Consider the following 15,815-nt stretch of genomic DNA (forward strand, 5'->3'; position numbering starts at 1 on the left):
CACCATCCCTCCCGCCGGTCGCGGAGACCGCGGAAATCGATCAGCCGATTTCACCCGGATGAGTGAGACGCCACCACTCGGAGGGAGGCTCGATCTCACCGTCGAGGACGACGGGCACGGTGACCGACTCCGGGCCGGCCGACCAGGTGATCTCGCCGAGTACCTCGCCGTCGGTCCAGAGGCGGGGCTCGCGCACGTCTCCATCGACGACGATGGGCGTGTCGGACCACGTGCGCAACGATGCCCCCTCCCCCAGCACGACCCGGGCCGAGCTGCCCCACGCGGTCGTGTACGTGCCGATCTGCTGACGGGGCTGCGCGACAGAGATGACGTGGAACCCGTCGGAGACACGTTGCAGGATGCCGAGCACACTGGCGCCCACGCCGCGTTGCGATGAGCCGCCGAGCGCCACCCCCACGACGCTCAGCGGCTCGGGAAGACCGACGTCGACGGTCGCCGTGTAGAGCAGATTCGCGCCGCTTTCCTCGAGCGTGCCGGTCTTGAGTCCCGTGATCCCGCTCTGTCCGAGCAGCCGGTTGGTGTTCGCCATGGCCCCCGGCCCCGGCAGGGTCAGAGACGGCGTCGCGGCGATCGCCGCCACCGTCGGATCTGCCGCGGCGATGCGACCGAGCGCGATCAGGTCGCTCGGGGAGCTGGTGTTCCGGGGATCCAGGCCAGACGGCTCGACGATGCTCGTCCGCTCCAGGCCGTTCGCCGTGAGCCACCGATCGGCAGCTGCGCGGAAGCCCGACACCGAGCCGAACGCCCACACGGCGATCGCCTCGGCGTAGTTGCTCGCCGACGGGATGAGCATGGTCGCAAGAGCGTCGCGCAGCGAGAGCGAGCTGCCGATCGGCATCGGAGCGATCGTCGCGTCACGGACGAAGTACGCGTCGTAGAGCGCGTGATCGTCGCGGTCGAAGGTGAGCGTCGGCCCCCGGTCGCCGTCGGTGATCGGGTAGGCGTCGAGGACCACGAGCGCTGTGACGAGTTTGGTGATGCTGGCGATCGGGCGAGGATCGTCACCGCCCTGGACCATCCAGACCCCCGCTGCCTCCGGGCCGAGATACGGCTCGGCGCCCGCGACCGAGAGGGCGGCTGCGCCATCAGCGGTAAGACCGAGGTCGACGGCAGCCGGCGGGGCGGGCGCTCGGGGAATCGAGACCTCGCCCGCAGCCGGCTTGAGCGGGGCCGTCAACGCCCAGGCGGCGTATCCCCCGGGCGCACCGAGCATGATCGCGGCCGTAACGCTTGCGGCGATCCAGCCGGTGCGGCGTCGACGGCGGCGCGATGCCGACACTTCTTCCGGGGACGCCACAGGCACCCCAGCGGCTGCCGAGAAGAACTCCCCGAATTCGCCGAGGTCGTCGCTTTCCGAGTCGCGTCGCGTCATCGCGGTTCCCTCCGTCTGTGTCGCCCATCTTCACTCAAACGTCATCCTCATGGATGATTCGCGACTCTCAACGACCCCATAGTGTTGAGGCGATCTTGAAACAAGGGGGTTGCACGTGCACCGCAAAACGCTTCGATGGGCCGCACCGGCCGCGATCGGTCTCGTCTTCGTTCTGGCCGGTTGCACGGCCGCCGACGGTTCCGCCGACGCGGCTGAGGAATCGCCGCTCTCCGAGTATTTCTCCGCCTTCTACGGCAGCGACATGAGCGAGGAAGAGCAGCAGGCGAAGTTCGAGAAGGAGAACAAGCAGCGCGAAGAACTCGTCGCGCAATGCATGCAGGACGAGGGCTTCGAGTACATCCCCGCCCCCAGCAGCATGTCGTTCAGCTCGGGCACCGAATGGAAGCCCGAGGATCGCGACTTCGTGGCCCAGTGGGGTTACGGCGCTGTGAAGTACCCCGAGGCGGACGAGCAGCCTGAGCCCGAGCAGATGACCCCCGACCCCAACTCGGACTACGTCATGGCGCTCTCCGAGTCGGAACAGGCCGCGTATTACGAGGCGTTGTACGGGCCGACCCCGAGCGAAGAGGAGATGTCGGAGGACGGGTCGTACGAATACAACTGGGAGACAGCCGGCTGCAACGGCTGGGCCTCTCACGAGATCAGCGGCGACGACCCCCTGCAGTCCGACGAATTCGCCGACGTGATGGACGCCATCACGAAGTTCTACGAGAACTCCGCGTCGCTCCCCGCCATCGTCGACCTCGACCGCGAATGGTCCGCGTGCATGGATGCCGCGGGATACCCCGGATTCGCTACGCAGGCGGACGCCCAGAACTCGATCTTCGACGAGCTCAACACGATGTACGAGACCATGACGGAAGCCGGGCCCGACCAGGCGACGATGGACGACATCTACGAGCGCGAGGTCGAACTCGCTCTCGCGGATCTCGACTGCCGCAAGGAGACCGACTACCGCGCGAAGTACGACAAGGCGCAGTTCGACGCCGAGGAGCAGTTCATCGCCGATCACAAGACGGAGCTCGAGGCGATGAAGGCGGCTGCTGAGCAGGCTCGCCCGTGAGCGGTGAGCGTGTGAACGACCCCGCCTCGGAGGCTGACGACTCGTTCGATGAACTCATCGGCGACCCCGCGGAAGCGCCCGACGCCACCGACAGCCCGGATGCCGCGGGATCCACGCCGGCCGCGGGAGGTGGGCGACTCGCCGTCTGGCGGTCGGTCGTCTCACGCAACCGCGTGCTCTGGATCTCCGCAGCAGTCGCTGTGGTCGCGCTGGTCGGCGGGCTGCTCGTCGGCCGGTTCGTCATGGCGCCCGCCTCGGCGGCGGCGGACGACGCCCCCGCACCGGGTCTCGTGACCGTCCCGGTGGAGTTCGGCCCGTTGAGCAATGACGTCACCATCCGCGGTGAGGTGGGCTTCGCCGACCCCGTCGAGGTGAAGATCGACACGTCCGCGATCTCGGGTCCGGCCGTCGTCACCGGGCAGGTTCCGGCTCTGGGAGCCGAGCTGACGCAACTTTCGGTCGCGCTCGAGGTGGCGGGGCGTCCCGTCATCACGCTGCCCGGCGAGCTGCCTGCGTACCGCACACTCCGGTTCGGCGTTTCCGGCCCCGATGTCGTGCAGTTCAAGGAGGCCATGCGCTCCGTCGGCATCGACGCGGGAGATCCCGCCGACAACGTCTTCGACGAGCAGGCGGCGAACGCGGTCACCGCGCTGTACGCCGCTGTCGGCTACACCGGCCCCGAGTCGGAAGAAGACGGTGACAGCGCGGTGCGCGCGGCGCAGGAGAGCGTCCGATCGGCCGAGCAAGCTCTGTCCGCCGCGCGCGCTCAGCTGGCCTCGGCCGGGCGAGACGGCGACGCCATCGCTCGCGCCGACCTCGAGGTCGCGAACGCCCGCGCGGTCCTGCAGGGTGCGCGGGATAACGGCGCCTCCTGGGACGAGATCGTCGCCGCCCAGAACCAGGTGGCTACCGCGGAACTCGCGCGAGAGCAGGCGAACGCCGCCCCCGACACGAGCAGCGAGCGCGCCGCCGTCGACGCCGCCGCGAGCCAGCTCTCGCAGGCGCAGGACGACCTCGCCCGAGCCCGCCAGCAAGCGCTGCCCGCTCTGCCGGCCGGCGAAGTGCTCTATCTGACCGAGCTGCCCCGCCGCGTCGACGCGGTCACGGCCGAGCGCGGCAGCATCCTCTCCGGCGCGGCAATGACCGTCTCCGGAGCGACCGTGGCGCTGAACGGCTCGGCGGCCGAGGCCGACGCGAAGCTGCTCACGGTCGGCTCGGCCGCCACCTTCGCGCTGCCCGATGGGGCTGAGCACGCCGCGACCGTGACCGCGGTGGAACCGGGCACCGGTGGCGAAAGCCGGTGGAAGGTCAGCCTCGAGCCGGCGGAGCTGACCCCCGAGCAGATCTCGCAGCTCCAGGGCACGAACGTGCGCGTGACGATCGCCGTCGGCGCGACCGCCGGCGACGTGCTGAGCGTTCCCGCGGCGGCGCTGACGGCGGGGCCGGGCGGCGAGACCCGCGTCGAGGTCGTCGAGGGCGACCCGCGTGACCCAGACGCCCGTACCCGGCTCGTCGTCGTGGAGACCGGACTGTCGGCCGGCGGCGCCGTCGAGGTGCGCGCCACCGAGGGCGAACTGGCGGAGGACGATCTCGTCGTGGTCGGGCGATGACAGACACGATCGTCGCCACCTCCGACCGTTCCGCCGCGCCTGACGCGGGCGAGGACGTCATCCGATCGGATGAAGTTCCGCCGGTGATCGAACTGCGCGACGTCACTCGATCGTTCCCCGGACCGCCCGAGGTGCAGGCGCTCAAAGGCATCAATCTGACCGTCTCCGACGGTGAGTACGTGTCGATCGTCGGGCCGAGCGGGTCAGGCAAGTCGACGATGCTCAACATCCTCGGCCTCCTCGACCGCCCGACGGTGGGTGAGTACCGCCTCGCGGGCGAGCTCACCGGCGGATACACCGAGGACGAGCGCGCCGCGGTGCGAGCACGTCGGCTCGGGTTCGTGTTCCAGGCCTTCCACCTGATGCCGCGGCGGACCGTGCTCGAGAACGTCATGCTGCCGATGCTCTACAGCGGCACCCCGCGGGCCGAGCGCGCCGACCGCGCACGGGCCGCGCTCGAGCGCGTCGGCCTCGGCCACCGCGTCGACTTCCGGCCCGGTCTCCTTTCGGGCGGCGAGCGCCAGCGGGTGGCGGTGGCGCGTGCCGTCGTCACGCAGCCGCGGGTCATCCTCGCCGACGAGCCGACCGGCAATCTGGACCAGTCCACGACGGCGGACATCATGGCGTTGTTCGAGGAGCTGAACGCGGGTGGGCTGACCTTCGTCGTCATCACCCACGACCAAGGCGTGGCCGACCGCGCGGCACGGCGCATCCGCATCGCCGACGGCCGGATGAGCGAGGTGAGCTGATGCCGGCGTTCTGGAAGAAGCTCCGCGGGCGCGTCTCTCGCCGCCGCACCGACGTCGAGACGACGACTGCGGTCGCTGAGGCACGCCAGGTAGCGCGCGCCGATCGCTTCGGATTCGGCGACCTCGTGCTCGAGGCGACGACCGACATCGGCTCACGCCCGGGACGCCTCGTGATGACCGTCATGGGAACCGTGCTGGGCATCGGCGCGCTCGTCGCGACCGTCGGCTTCGCGCAGACCGCAGCCGGGCAGATCGCCCGACAGTTCGACGCGGCCGCAGCCACCCATCTGAGCATCGCCCCGACCGAAGCGCAGGCGCGGGGCGGACAGCGGGTCGCGACCGCCTCGCTGCCGTGGGACGCCCCCCTGCGCCTCGAGCACCTCGCCGGCGTCGAGTCCGCCGCCGTGCTGGCGCCCGTCACGCTGCGCGAGAACACGATCACCACCGTCCCCATCAACGATCCCTCGATCGCGGCGCCCGCTCCGCCGGCGCTCTTCGCGGCCTCGGGCGAGATCCTCGACACCCTCGGCGGGCGCATCGTCACCGGCCGATCGTTCGACGAGGGGCACGACGCACGCGGCGACCGCGTCGCGATGCTGGGGTCGCGGGCCGCCGAGCGGCTCGCGATCAACCGCGTCGACACGCAGCCGTCGGTGTTCATCGGAGGGGTGGCCTACGCCATCGTCGGCATCTTCGACGAACTCGACCGCCGCGCCGAGGTCGTCGATGCCGTGGTGATCCCCACGGGCGCTGCCCGGCAGGACTTCCAGCTCGCCTCCCCCGGCGACGCGATCGCGCGCATCGTAGTCGGCACAGGACCGCAATTGCGCGAGCAGGCACCGCTGGCCCTCGCCCCCGACGCGGTCGACACGCTCGAGGTCAGCGCGCCGCAGGGGCGTTCCGACCTCGCCCGCGACGTGCAGGGAGACGTGAATGTGGTCTTCCTCATCCTCGGCGTCATCGTGCTGCTGGCGGGAGGGCTGGGGATCGCGAACGTCACGACCCTCTCGGTGCTCGAACGCACCGGCGAGATCGGGCTGCGCCGCGCGCTGGGGTCCACCGGCAGACAGATCGCCGGCCAGTTCGTCGTCGAGTCCATCGTCATCGGATTGCTCGGTGGCCTCATCGGGTCGGCGCTCGGCGTGTTCGCCGTGCTGGGGGTCTCGATCGTGCAGCAGTGGTCGCCGGTGCTCGACCCGTGGGTAGCACTCGGCGGAACGGTCCTCGGAGCGATCATCGGCCTCGCCGCCGGCGGCATCCCGGCTCGACGAGCCTCTCGCATCGAACCCGTCGTCGCCCTGCGCGGCAACGCCTGAACCGTCGCCCCATAGCGCGGACCGGGCCCGAGCGCCAGTCCTCTTCGCTCGAGATCGCGCAGGTCTACCGTTGCTCGCGGTGGGGACGGCCGAGGACGAGGACGCGGGATGATCGACGGTGTCGCGAACGATGATGTCGCGCTGCCGGGCGCCCTCCTGGCGGGCCGGTATCGCGTCGTCGAGCCGATCGGCTCGGGCGGCATGGCGCGGGTGTTCCTCGCGCGCGACGAGGCCCTCGGACGCCCGGTCGCTGTCAAAGTGCTGCGGCCCGAGCTGACCGACAGTGCCGCGTCCGATCGTGCGGCGATCGAGACGCGCCTGCTCGCCTCGCTGAACCACCCGGGACTGGTCACGCTGTTCGACGCCCATCTGACGGCCGAACCGCGCTTCCTCGTGATGGAGCACGTCGTCGGGACGACGCTGGCGCAGCGGATCGCGACAGGTGTGCTCGACGAGGGCGAGCTCACAGCGCTCGGCGGCCAGCTCGCGGACGCGCTTCACGTCGTCCACGACGCGGGAATCGTGCACCGCGACGTGAAGCCGTCCAACATCCTCCTCGCGCGCTCGGCGGTCCCGGGGGTTCCGCTGCGCGCCAAGCTCGCCGACTTCGGCATCGCCCACCTTCTGGACAGCGAACGTGTCACCTCACCGAGCCTGCTGATCGGCACCGCCGCCTATATTGCTCCCGAGCTGCTGCACGGGGCCGACCCGGCCCCGCCGTCGGACATCTACGCCCTCGGCCTCGTGATGCTCGAGGCGGCCACGGGCGAGCGCGCGTTCTCCGGGTCGGACGGCAATCGCGGCCAGCTGCTGGCACGCTTGTCACGCGATCCCGACATGCCCCAGGGGCTCGATCATCACTGGCGCGACCTGCTGTGCGCGATGACAGCACGCCGCCCCGAGGATCGCCCGACCGCGCTCGAGGTCATGTCACGGCTGAGTGGGGCGCGCGCCCAGGCCGACGTCGCGGGAGAAGCCACCGTCGCCTTCCCGGCGAGCACAGCAGCGACGCGATCCGGCTTCGTGCCCGCCGCGAGCCGCGCCGCTCAGTCTGACGTCGCGACCGCCGCGTGGCCGCTCACCTCGACGCACGGGACCGCGTCGCCGACGAACCTCGACGCCCCCGTGACGGCAGCCGCGGCTCTCGCGGCACGCGGAGCGGGCACGGAACCCACGTTCTTCTCGCCCAGCCTCAGTGCGACCGCAACGTCCGCACCGGAACGGGTCACCGCCGCCCGACAGCGTCGCCGAAAGCGGACGGCGATGGCTGTCGGCGCCCTCGCCGCAGCGTCGGCTGGCGTGGTGGTCGCCGCACATCTCATGCTGATGCCGCCGCAGGCCTCTCCGGTGACGGATGTCGCCGTGCCGACCGTCGTCGAGACTCCGTCCCCGTCCGTTTCGGGCGTCGACGGCGATGCAGGCGAGAGCGAGGAGCCAGAAACGCCCGCGGACGATCTCACGACGGGGACGCAGACTGTCGTCGCCCCCGGCACCGGTCAGGCCGGCGCTCCGACGCAAACCACCGACACTGTGCCGGCCGACATCGTGCCAGCCGACACCCCGACCACCGAAACGGTCATCACCGACGCGCCTCCCGCGGGGAGCAACGGATCAGCACCGGGCGAGAACAGCGGCAACGGTAACGGTCCCGGCGCGAACAGCGGCGCGGGGCCGACGTCCAACGGTCCGGGCTCTCAGAAGCCGGGGAAGCCGGAGAAGCCGGGCGGCTGAGCTCTCAGCGGTCCGTGCTGGCGGCGAGCGCCGCGCCCGCGTGGGCCAGCTCGGCGAGCGCGGCCGCGCTCGATTCTTCCGCGACTCCCGCCACGAGGTCGGTCAGGATGCGTACCCGACGACCGTGCGCGATCGCGTCGAGGGCCGATGCGCGCACGCAGTAGTCGGTTGCGATGCCGACGATGTCGACGTCGACGACCCCGTTCTGCGTCAGCAGGTCGGGGACGGCATGCCCCTCCTCGGTCGTCCCTTCGAAGAGCGAGTACGCGGGCACGCCCTGCCCCTTCTTCACGTGATGGGTCACGGCGGACACGTCGAGCTCGGGGTCGTACTCCGCGCCCGCGGTGTCGGCGACGCAGTGCACCGGCCAGGTGTCGACGTAGTCGGGCTCGTCGACGGCGAAGTGCCCGCCGTTGTCATGATCGCCGTGATGCCAGTCGCGCGAGGCGACGATGATCTCGTAATCGCCGGCGTGCTCCCGGAGGTGACGCGTGATCGCCGCGGCGACCGCGTCACCCCCGGTCACACCGAGTGCTCCGCCTTCGGTGAAGTCGTTCTGGACATCGACGATGAACAGGGCACGGGTCATGCGTCGAGGGTACGCCGCGTGTCCTCGCGCTGCACGTCCCGCTCGCGTCGCCACTGCTTCGAGGGCCACCAGATGGCGGGGCCGATGTCGTGAGCGAGTGCGGGGACGAGGAGCGAGCGGACGACGAAGGTGTCGAGCAGCACCCCGAAGGCCACGATGAAGGCGATCTGCGCGAGGAACAGGATCGGGATGACGCCGAGAGCCGCGAACGTCGCCGCCAGCACGAGCCCCGCCGAGGTGATGACACCTCCGGTCGCCACGAGCCCCCGGGCGATGCCTCGACGGGTTCCGTGTTCGAGAGTCTCCTCACGAACACGCGACATGAGGAAGATGTTGTAGTCGACCCCCAGCGCCACCAGGAACACGAAGCCGTACAGCGGCACCGCGGGATCGCCTCCGGGGAAGTCGAACACGTGGTTGAACACGAGGGCGCTCACTCCCAACGCCGTGCCGAACGACAGGATGGTGCTCAGGATGAGCAGCACCGGCGCGAGGATCGAGCGCAGCAGCAGCATCAGGATGAGCAGGATCACGACCAGGATGACCGGGATGATGACTGTCCGGTCGCGGATCGAGGTGTCGTTGGTGTCGACGTTCGTCGCTGTGGTCCCGCCCACGAGTACCTCGGGTGCCTCGTCGGCGAAGGTTGCTCGCAGATCGCGGACCGTCTGCTCGGCCTCGAGCGAGTCCGCCGGATCGGCGAGCGTAACCGACAGCAGGACATCGCCTTCCGACACCGTCGGCTCGGGGGCCGGTGCCCCCGGGGGCCCGGCGGCGGTGAAGACCGGCTCGCCGCCCTCGAGAGCCACCGAGACCTGTCCGGTGGGTGAATCCGCTGCGACCGCGGCGACCGATGAGATGCCGGGGTTCTCCTCGAGCACGGCGAGCGCGTCGGCGAGACGGTCTTGCGGAACGATGACGGACGCCGGGCTGCCCGACCCCGCCGGGAAGTGCTCGGCGAGAGCGGCCTGACCGTCGCGGGCTTCTGAGGCTCCGAGCACGAGGTCGCTCGAGGGCACACCGTTTGCGTTGAGCTGCAGCACGCCTGCAGCGCCGACGAGCAGCACGACGGTACTCGCGATCCAGACCGTCCGGGCACGACGTGCGACGAAACGCGCCTGACGCGGCCAGAGTCCGCGAACCGGCTCACGCGGGTCGTCAGGAAGATCGATGGCGCCGGTGCGGGGGATGAAGGGCCAGAAGGCGGCCCGCCCGAACAGCGCCAGGAGTGCCGGCAGGAAGGTCAGCGCCGAGAGCATCGAGAACGCGATGCCGATGGAGGCGATCGGACCGAGCGCCTTGTTGCTCGCCAGGTCGCTGAGCAGCAGGCAGAGAAGGCCCGCGATCACGGTGCCGCCCGAGGCGAGGATCGGCTCGACAGCGCCCTTCCAGGCGCGGAGCGTCGCGTCCCAGCGGGATGCGCCCGCCCCGATCGCCTCGCGGTAACGAGCCGTGTAGAGCAGGGCGTAGTCGGTCGCCGCGCCGATCACCAGGATGAAGAGGATGCCCTGCACCTGTCCGTTGAGGACGACGATGTCGGCCTTGGCGAGCCACCAGACCGTCAGGAGGGCGACGCACAGCGCGAAGACCGATGTGAGCAGAACGAGGATCGGCAGCAACGGCGAGCGATAGACGACGACCAGGATGATGAACACCGCGGCCAGCGCGACGATCAGAAGCAGTCCGTCGATGCCGAGGAAGCCCTCGGCGAGATCCGCCGTGAACCCGGCGGGCCCCGTGACCCACGCTTCGACGCCCGCGGGCAGGTCCTCCTGGACGAGCGCCCGGACCTCTTCGACGACGTCGCGTACCTCCCCCGAGGCGTCGATCGGCACGAAGACCTGGACAGCCAGACCGTCCTCGGACGGGATGGGCGGCGACACCTCGCCGACACCGTCGAGCTCGCCGATGGCGGTGCCGAGCTCGCCGAGTGCTGCGAGCTGCGCCTCGTCGAGCGGATCGGATGCCGCGGCGACGACGACCGCCGGGATCTCCTCACCGCCGGTGAAGTCGGTCAGGCGCTCACTGACCTTCGTCGCGTCGGCGCTCGCGGGGAGGAACGAGGACTGGTCGTTCGTGGCCACCTCGCTGACGCGCCCGAAGTAGGGTCCACCCACCGAGCCGCCCACGAGCCAGACGAGCACGAGCAGGGCGGGAATGCCGATGCGCAGCCAGCGTGGGACACTTCGTTCGCTATTCACGTAGGTAGCTTATCTAGCTACATTCGGATACGCCAGTCCGTCTGCCGACTCGAGACCCCGCTCAGCCGCGGACGAAGAGGACGACCCAGGATGCGACGAGCGCGACGACGCCCACAGCGAGAAATCCGGATGACAAGCCGACGAGCAGTCGGCGAACCGGCGGCCGACGGGTCAGCCGCATCCTTCCCCGCCACCCGTGGCGATACCAGATGTCGGCGCGATCGCGGCCCGCGAGGAGCGCCGCCGTGTGCTCATCGACCCGCGCGCTGTTCGCCTCACCCTCGTCGTCGAACCAGCGCACCCACGTGCCGTCGGGCTCGTGGTCGACGAGCGCGTCGGCCGGAAGCCACGTCCCGTCCGCCGCCCACAGCACGAGGAGCGCGACGCCGAACGTGACAGCGCCGCCGAAGCCCGCCCAGCTGAGGATCTCGAGGACCGCATCGAGAGTCGTCGTCACGCGCGCCGCCGGCTCGGGAAGCGGGTCGCTCGGGCCATGCACTCAGTATGGTTCACGCCGGGTGCGAATTCATGACGGACGCAGGAGCACTGCGAGAGAGGCGAGCGTGCGCTCGAGCTCGATCGAGGGCTCGAGGAGCCACTGGATCTGCAAGCCGTCGGATGCCGCGATGAGCAGAGCCGCCAGTTGTTCCGCCGGCACGTCGTCACGAACGGTTCCCGCACGCTGCTCGGCCCGCAGCCGCTCGGCCAGCTCGCCTCGAATGCGCTCGAACCGGGCCGTGAAGAAGCGCTTGCCGTGCTCGCTCCCCGCCTCGAGCGCACCGGCGACGAGGATCGAGTAGAGCTCGACGAGGCCCGGAACCTCGAGGTTGTCGACGGCTGCGCGCGTCATCACCCCGACCGCCGTTTCGGGCGGAGTCCGACCGCGCTGTCCGCGCTGCGTCTCAGCGTGCTCGTACACGGCCACGAGGAGCTGCTCGCGCGACTCGAAGTAGTGCAGCAGTGCGGCGTGCGAGACCCCGATGGCCTCGGCGATCCGCCGCAGCGACGTTCCCTGCAGCCCACGCTCCTGGAAGACCTCGATCGCGCGGTCGAGGATCTCCTGACGTCGCGCCACACCCTTGGCGTACGCGCCGGGGCGCCCCATCTTCGCGCGATCGTCGTTGCTCACACCGCGACTGTAACAAGAAACCTCCACCTGGATGTATTACGTGTTAGCGTGACGTCGTGCCACCACAGGCACCCCGCACGATGACGTACGAAAGAAGGTCGACTGTGACTCAGGTCCAGGCATCCGTCCAGCTCTATTCGCTTGCGAAGGAGTTCTCCGCCGACATGTCCGGCTCGCTGGCGAAGCTCGCCGAGATCGGATTCGCACACGTCGAGGCGTTCGACTTCGTCTCGCGTCCGACCGAGATCCGCGCGGCGCTGGATGCCGCCGGCCTCACCTCGCCGACCGGTCACGCTCCCCTGCTGACCGACGAGCTCTGGACGCCGGACGGCTCCATCCCCACCCCCGCACCCGAGGTCGTCTACGAGGCCGCCGCAACGATCGGCATGAAGACGGTCATCGACCCGTTCGTCGCCCCCGAGCGGTGGCTCACCGAGGACGGCGTCGCCGACATCGCGGAGCGCCTGAACGCGCAGGCCGAGATCGCCGCCGGCTTCGGCCTGAGCGTCGGTTACCACAACCACGCGCAGGAGTTCGTCGCGTCCTTCGACGGTCAGAGCGCCTACGAGCGCTTCGTCTCGCTCCTCGACGAGCGCGTCACGCTCGAGCTCGACCTCTTCTGGGCGCTCACCGGTGGCCAGGACGTCCCGGCCCTCGTGAAGAGCCTCGGCGACCGGCTCATCGCCGTCCACGTCAAGGACGGCGTCGTCCCGACATCCAACCCCTGGGCCCCAGGAGCCGCGGAGTTCGGATCCGACAGCCTCGATCAGCGTCACGCCGGCACGGGCGACGTCCCCCTCGCCGAGTCGCTGCGCGCGGCGACCGCTCTGAAGTACGCCGTCGTCGAATACGACAAGGCACCCGGCGACGTCTTCGCCGACGTCGCCGCCAGCCTGGCGTTCCTGCGTGAGAACGGAGTCAGCGCATGACCGGGCCCGTCGGAGTCGGTTTCGTCGGCGTCGGTGTCATCAGCGACACCTACCTCGAGAACCTCGGCTCGTTTCCCGATGTCCGCGTCGTCATCCTCGGCGACCTCGACGTCGACCGCGCCAAGGCTCAGGCCGAGAAGCACGGCGTCGCCGGATGGGGCACGACCGACGATGTCCTCGCGCACCCCGATGTCGACGTCGTCGTCAACCTGACGATCCCCGCCGTCCACGTCGAGATCTCCTCGCGCGCGATCGCGGCGGGCAAGCACGTCTGGACCGAGAAGCCGCTCGGCCTCGACCGCGAGAGCACGGCGGAGCTCCTGCGCCAGGCGGATGCCGCGGGCCTGCGCATCGGTTCGGCCCCCGACACGCTCCTCGGCCCCGGCTTCCAGACCGCGAAGCGCGCGATCCAGAGCGGTGTGGTCGGCGAGCCCATGTTCGCGTCGACGACGTTCCAGACCGTCGGCCCCGACCTGTGGCACCCGAGCCCCGCGTTCCTCTTCGCCCAGGGAGCCGGACCGCTGCTCGACATGGGTCCGTACTACTTCAGTGGTCTCGTCAGCCTCTTCGGGTCGGTCGACCGCGTCGCCGCCGTCGGGCGTAAGAAGCTCGAGGAGCGAACCATCCAGGCCGGGCCCAACGCGGGCACCGTCTTCCCCGTCGAGGTGCCCACCACGATGCAGGTCATCACGGCCTTCGAGGCGGGTCAGCAGGCGGCGAGCCTGCTGAGCTTCGACTCGGCCCTCGAACGCCACGGCGTGTTCGAGGTGCACGGCACCGAGGGCTCCATCGTGCTCCCCGACCCCAACCAGTTCGAAGGACGCATCGCCTACGTCAAGGCGCGGAAGTCGATCTCGGACGGCAACTGGGGCGAGCAGGAGTGGATCGAGATCGAGCAGGAGGGCAAGCTCACCGGCCGCGGCCTGGGCCTGCTCGACATGGTCCGCGCGATCGCGGAGGACAGGCCGCATGTCGCCACCGGCGAGCTCGGCTACCACGTGCTCGACGTCATGCTCTCGGCGCAGGAATCGGCCGCCTCGGGCGAGTTCGTGAAGGTCGCGAGCACCGTGGCGCCCGTGCCCACCGTGCCGGTCGACTTCGACCCGTTCGCCGCGACGCTGTAAGCCGCGCGGCGGCCCGTCCAACGGGAACGCGAAAGGCCCGGACTCTTCGGAGTCCGGGCCTTTCGTTGTGGAGCCGCCTAAGGGAATCGAACCCCATTTCCCGCCGCACAACGACGCACACGCCTACAGAGTCGGGGGGTCAGTGGGGGTTTCTGGGGTCCGAGAAGGTCGCCGGGGGTGGGGAGGTGTGGGCAAATTGTGGGCACGAGAACACGCGTGTCCCTCGTGAGTTACGCGCGTTTGCGAGGAGTTGCATCCGTACCCATATAGGCGCTACGTTCTTCATATGAACACCACTCGGGCCGGAGAGGGGATGACTGGGATGCGACCTGACGAAAGAAGATCCTGAGGGGTCGACGGAGACCCCGCCAACGGCAATACGGATCCCCAGCTCTGGGTATGAGCCGCGATGACTTTCCGTCGTAGACGTGCGACGACGAATGACCCCCTCCACCGGACTAGTGAAGGGGGTCTCTTCGTTTCTTATGCCGCGAGCCGGCGGAGCACCCGATGGGTGGTGACCGGGTCATGCTCCAGCGCTTCCCGCGTGAGCACCGCCCGATGCAGCAGCATGTAGTACCGGCCCGGCCGGAGACCGAGTTCAGAGACGCAGAGCTCGTCCTTCTTGCCGGTCCACGTCGGATGAGCGGCTTCGAAGTCGAGCAGTTGAGCGGTGGTGGGCATGAGGCGATTCTCCGCCCGGCCACCGACAGCCCATCAGCCGCCGCGGATGCCCGGCAGGTCGTCGCTAGCCACGGGGCGCTCGATCCACGGGATGTCGATCTCCCACCCGCACCCGCCGCAGCGGTAGCCGCCGTCGACAGTGCGCATGACCGTGCCGCAGACCTCACAGCGCGGCTCCGAGCCGATATCGAGATCGTCCTCGAAGTCAGCGTCCGTCATCGGTCCAGGCGGCGTTGTACGTCGCGCGCGCGATAGCCGAAGCGTGCAGCGCGGCGATGCCCGCGAGAACACCCACGGCAATGAGCGCGATCGCGAGAACGAGCATCTGCGCCGATGTCGCTACGCCGTCTGCAATCTGTGACAGCGAGGCGTCCTCGCGAGCGGGAAGGATCGTCTGGACGAGCCAGATCCCGCAGCCACCGGCGAATGTGAGGCCGGCGACGATGTAGAGCGCCATCAGCGCCGGGTTTCTCTCGCTCATGGGGTGAGCCTATCGACGACCGACGTCGGCGTACGATGGCAGTCTCTCGGCCGGAGGAATGAGGAACCCGGCCATGCGATCACCACTCGACCCAGACACGATGCTCGACGTCGAACTCTCCGCGATCTGCGCACGCAACCAGTACACCCGCGACCCCGCACCCGTCATAGCCGAACTCACCGCCGCAGCACTTGGCTGCGACGACGTCCTTGCGCAGGTCGCCGGGACATGGGTCGGCTACTTCGATTCACCCGCGACCTGCGTGCTCACGTCGGCTCTTGCGACACTCCCTGGCGCGGCGCAGTGGATCGCGGTCGGGAAGGCGCGCCGTGGCGCCGGCGCGCACAGTGCACCCGGCGCCGCGCAGTGAACGCACCAGCCGGACTCGCTATGCGGTAGCGTCTCCGCCATGCCCACAGGTCCGAAACACTACAAGCTCACGGCCGCGAACGACGCCACGGAAAGCGAGTGGGCAGAAGAGTGTCGATGCATGATCGGCGCGGACCACCACGACGGAGACGACGGGCCAGCTAGCGAGTACCTCAGCCGTGACGACGCCACCGACATCTGGCTCTCAAGCGGCCAGGACGAGGATTACGACTTCCGGTAGCCCGGATGTCTGACCATTGAGCGCTGACGAGGAAGAATGCCCCCTTGGGCGACATCAAGAACGACCGAGAGTTTTTGGCTCAACGCAGGAGTCGACTACGCCTATCGGCAGTGGTCGAACCCCCTGCTTCTCACACTTGCCGAAACGATCGAGCTCGGCCGGGCGATGGTTCAAACCGGCCCCAG

The 15,815-nt window shown here is 69.5% G+C and carries 17 protein-coding genes; 9 read left to right on the top strand and 8 right to left on the bottom strand.

Annotation, left to right across the window (positions count from 1 at the left end; genetic code table 11):
* Positions 1-40: 40 nt before the first annotated feature.
* Entirely contained in the window at positions 41-1,393 is a 1,353-nt protein-coding gene (locus ACLBWJ_RS12905) for a D-alanyl-D-alanine carboxypeptidase family protein (RefSeq protein ID WP_447660451.1), read from the bottom strand.
* Positions 1,394-1,508: 115 nt separating this feature from the next.
* On the opposite strand from ACLBWJ_RS12905, the gene ACLBWJ_RS12910 reads away from it, so the two are divergent.
* The 5 genes from ACLBWJ_RS12910 to ACLBWJ_RS12930 all read left to right on the top strand — a co-directional run bounded on the left by ACLBWJ_RS12910 (position 1,509) and on the right by ACLBWJ_RS12930 (position 7,883).
* Positions 1,509-2,477 carry a hypothetical protein gene (locus ACLBWJ_RS12910; protein WP_447660452.1) on the top strand — a complete coding sequence of 323 codons (969 nt, stop codon included), beginning with the start codon at positions 1,509-1,511 and terminating at the stop codon, positions 2,475-2,477.
* Positions 2,474-4,087, top strand: coding sequence for a hypothetical protein (locus ACLBWJ_RS12915; RefSeq protein ID WP_447660453.1), 1,614 nt, complete (start codon positions 2,474-2,476; stop codon positions 4,085-4,087). The genes ACLBWJ_RS12910 and ACLBWJ_RS12915 overlap by 4 nt, the downstream gene beginning before the upstream one ends.
* Complete coding sequence (locus ACLBWJ_RS12920) at positions 4,084-4,836, top strand: ABC transporter ATP-binding protein (RefSeq protein WP_447660454.1); 753 nt, start codon at positions 4,084-4,086, stop codon at positions 4,834-4,836. The genes ACLBWJ_RS12915 and ACLBWJ_RS12920 overlap by 4 nt, the downstream gene beginning before the upstream one ends.
* The gene (locus tag ACLBWJ_RS12925; RefSeq protein WP_112617183.1) at positions 4,836-6,152 is read left to right on the top strand and encodes an ABC transporter permease; all 1,317 of its coding nucleotides are present in this window, start codon (positions 4,836-4,838) and stop codon (positions 6,150-6,152) included. The genes ACLBWJ_RS12920 and ACLBWJ_RS12925 overlap by 1 nt, the downstream gene beginning before the upstream one ends.
* A gap of 108 nt (positions 6,153-6,260) precedes the next feature.
* On the top strand, positions 6,261-7,883 hold the full coding sequence (locus ACLBWJ_RS12930; protein ID WP_447660455.1) for a protein kinase domain-containing protein: 1,623 nt from the start codon (positions 6,261-6,263) through the stop codon (positions 7,881-7,883).
* Positions 7,884-7,887: 4 nt separating this feature from the next.
* Here ACLBWJ_RS12930 and ACLBWJ_RS12935 read toward each other — a convergent pair whose 3' ends face one another.
* The 4 genes from ACLBWJ_RS12935 to ACLBWJ_RS12950 form a co-directional block, all read right to left on the bottom strand.
* Positions 7,888-8,472, bottom strand: a complete 585-nt coding sequence (locus ACLBWJ_RS12935; RefSeq protein WP_447660456.1) for an isochorismatase family protein — start codon at positions 8,470-8,472, stop codon at positions 7,888-7,890.
* Entirely contained in the window at positions 8,469-10,673 is a 2,205-nt protein-coding gene (locus ACLBWJ_RS12940) for an MMPL family transporter (protein WP_282501267.1), read from the bottom strand. The genes ACLBWJ_RS12935 and ACLBWJ_RS12940 overlap by 4 nt, the downstream gene beginning before the upstream one ends.
* Before the next feature lie 61 nt (positions 10,674-10,734).
* Positions 10,735-11,130, bottom strand: a complete 396-nt coding sequence (locus ACLBWJ_RS12945; RefSeq protein ID WP_404568702.1) for a hypothetical protein — start codon at positions 11,128-11,130, stop codon at positions 10,735-10,737.
* 69 nt (positions 11,131-11,199) lie between these two features.
* A complete protein-coding gene (locus ACLBWJ_RS12950) occupies positions 11,200-11,778 on the bottom strand; it encodes a TetR/AcrR family transcriptional regulator (RefSeq protein ID WP_269268033.1) in 579 nt (192 codons plus the stop codon).
* Between the two features lie 188 nt (positions 11,779-11,966).
* Here ACLBWJ_RS12950 and ACLBWJ_RS12955 point away from each other — a divergent pair, with 188 nt between their 5' ends.
* Positions 11,967-12,731 carry a sugar phosphate isomerase/epimerase family protein gene (locus ACLBWJ_RS12955; RefSeq protein ID WP_404568857.1) on the top strand — a complete coding sequence of 255 codons (765 nt, stop codon included), beginning with the start codon at positions 11,967-11,969 and terminating at the stop codon, positions 12,729-12,731.
* Positions 12,728-13,855 carry a Gfo/Idh/MocA family protein gene (locus ACLBWJ_RS12960; protein WP_323986103.1) on the top strand — a complete coding sequence of 376 codons (1,128 nt, stop codon included), beginning with the start codon at positions 12,728-12,730 and terminating at the stop codon, positions 13,853-13,855. Before ACLBWJ_RS12955 ends, ACLBWJ_RS12960 begins: the two co-directional genes overlap by 4 nt.
* Before the next feature lie 483 nt (positions 13,856-14,338).
* Here ACLBWJ_RS12960 and ACLBWJ_RS12965 read toward each other — a convergent pair whose 3' ends face one another.
* Genes ACLBWJ_RS12965 through ACLBWJ_RS12975 form a run of 3 tightly spaced genes read right to left on the bottom strand, consistent with a single transcriptional unit; the run spans position 14,339 to position 15,020 of the window.
* Entirely contained in the window at positions 14,339-14,539 is a 201-nt protein-coding gene (locus ACLBWJ_RS12965; RefSeq protein WP_447660457.1) for a DUF3263 domain-containing protein, read from the bottom strand.
* A gap of 33 nt (positions 14,540-14,572) precedes the next feature.
* Complete coding sequence (locus ACLBWJ_RS12970) at positions 14,573-14,758, bottom strand: hypothetical protein (RefSeq protein WP_447660458.1); 186 nt, start codon at positions 14,756-14,758, stop codon at positions 14,573-14,575.
* The gene (locus ACLBWJ_RS12975; RefSeq protein WP_447660459.1) at positions 14,745-15,020 is read right to left on the bottom strand and encodes a hypothetical protein; all 276 of its coding nucleotides are present in this window, start codon (positions 15,018-15,020) and stop codon (positions 14,745-14,747) included. Before ACLBWJ_RS12975 ends, ACLBWJ_RS12970 begins: the two co-directional genes overlap by 14 nt.
* A gap of 100 nt (positions 15,021-15,120) precedes the next feature.
* Between ACLBWJ_RS12975 and ACLBWJ_RS12980 the strand changes: the two genes are divergently transcribed.
* Complete coding sequence (locus ACLBWJ_RS12980; protein ID WP_447660460.1) at positions 15,121-15,390, top strand: hypothetical protein; 270 nt, start codon at positions 15,121-15,123, stop codon at positions 15,388-15,390.
* Positions 15,391-15,429: 39 nt separating this feature from the next.
* On the top strand, positions 15,430-15,630 hold the full coding sequence (locus ACLBWJ_RS12985) for a hypothetical protein (RefSeq protein ID WP_447660461.1): 201 nt from the start codon (positions 15,430-15,432) through the stop codon (positions 15,628-15,630).
* The last annotated feature ends 185 nt before the right edge of the window (positions 15,631-15,815 follow it).

This window comes from Microbacterium sp. M4A5_1d, from assembly GCF_053345465.1.

Bases quoted from the DNA above. Each gene is read 5' to 3' on its own strand.
- ACLBWJ_RS12985 (WP_447660461.1), top strand. From the start codon at position 15,430: ATGCCCACAGGTCCGAAACACTACAAGCTCACGGCCGCGAACGACGCC.
- ACLBWJ_RS12965 (WP_447660457.1), bottom strand. From the start codon at position 14,539: ATGCCCACCACCGCTCAACTGCTCGACTTCGAAGCCGCTCATCCGACG.
- ACLBWJ_RS12925 (WP_112617183.1), top strand. From the start codon at position 4,836: ATGCCGGCGTTCTGGAAGAAGCTCCGCGGGCGCGTCTCTCGCCGCCGC.
- ACLBWJ_RS12975 (WP_447660459.1), bottom strand. From the start codon at position 15,020: ATGAGCGAGAGAAACCCGGCGCTGATGGCGCTCTACATCGTCGCCGGC.
- ACLBWJ_RS12930 (WP_447660455.1), top strand. From the start codon at position 6,261: ATGATCGACGGTGTCGCGAACGATGATGTCGCGCTGCCGGGCGCCCTC.
- ACLBWJ_RS12950 (WP_269268033.1), bottom strand. From the start codon at position 11,778: ATGGGGCGCCCCGGCGCGTACGCCAAGGGTGTGGCGCGACGTCAGGAG.
- ACLBWJ_RS12920 (WP_447660454.1), top strand. From the start codon at position 4,084: ATGACAGACACGATCGTCGCCACCTCCGACCGTTCCGCCGCGCCTGAC.
- ACLBWJ_RS12955 (WP_404568857.1), top strand. From the start codon at position 11,967: ATGTCCGGCTCGCTGGCGAAGCTCGCCGAGATCGGATTCGCACACGTC.
- ACLBWJ_RS12935 (WP_447660456.1), bottom strand. From the start codon at position 8,472: ATGACCCGTGCCCTGTTCATCGTCGATGTCCAGAACGACTTCACCGAA.
- ACLBWJ_RS12905 (WP_447660451.1), bottom strand. From the start codon at position 1,393: ATGACGCGACGCGACTCGGAAAGCGACGACCTCGGCGAATTCGGGGAG.
- ACLBWJ_RS12970 (WP_447660458.1), bottom strand. From the start codon at position 14,758: ATGACGGACGCTGACTTCGAGGACGATCTCGATATCGGCTCGGAGCCG.
- ACLBWJ_RS12960 (WP_323986103.1), top strand. From the start codon at position 12,728: ATGACCGGGCCCGTCGGAGTCGGTTTCGTCGGCGTCGGTGTCATCAGC.
- ACLBWJ_RS12980 (WP_447660460.1), top strand. From the start codon at position 15,121: ATGCTCGACGTCGAACTCTCCGCGATCTGCGCACGCAACCAGTACACC.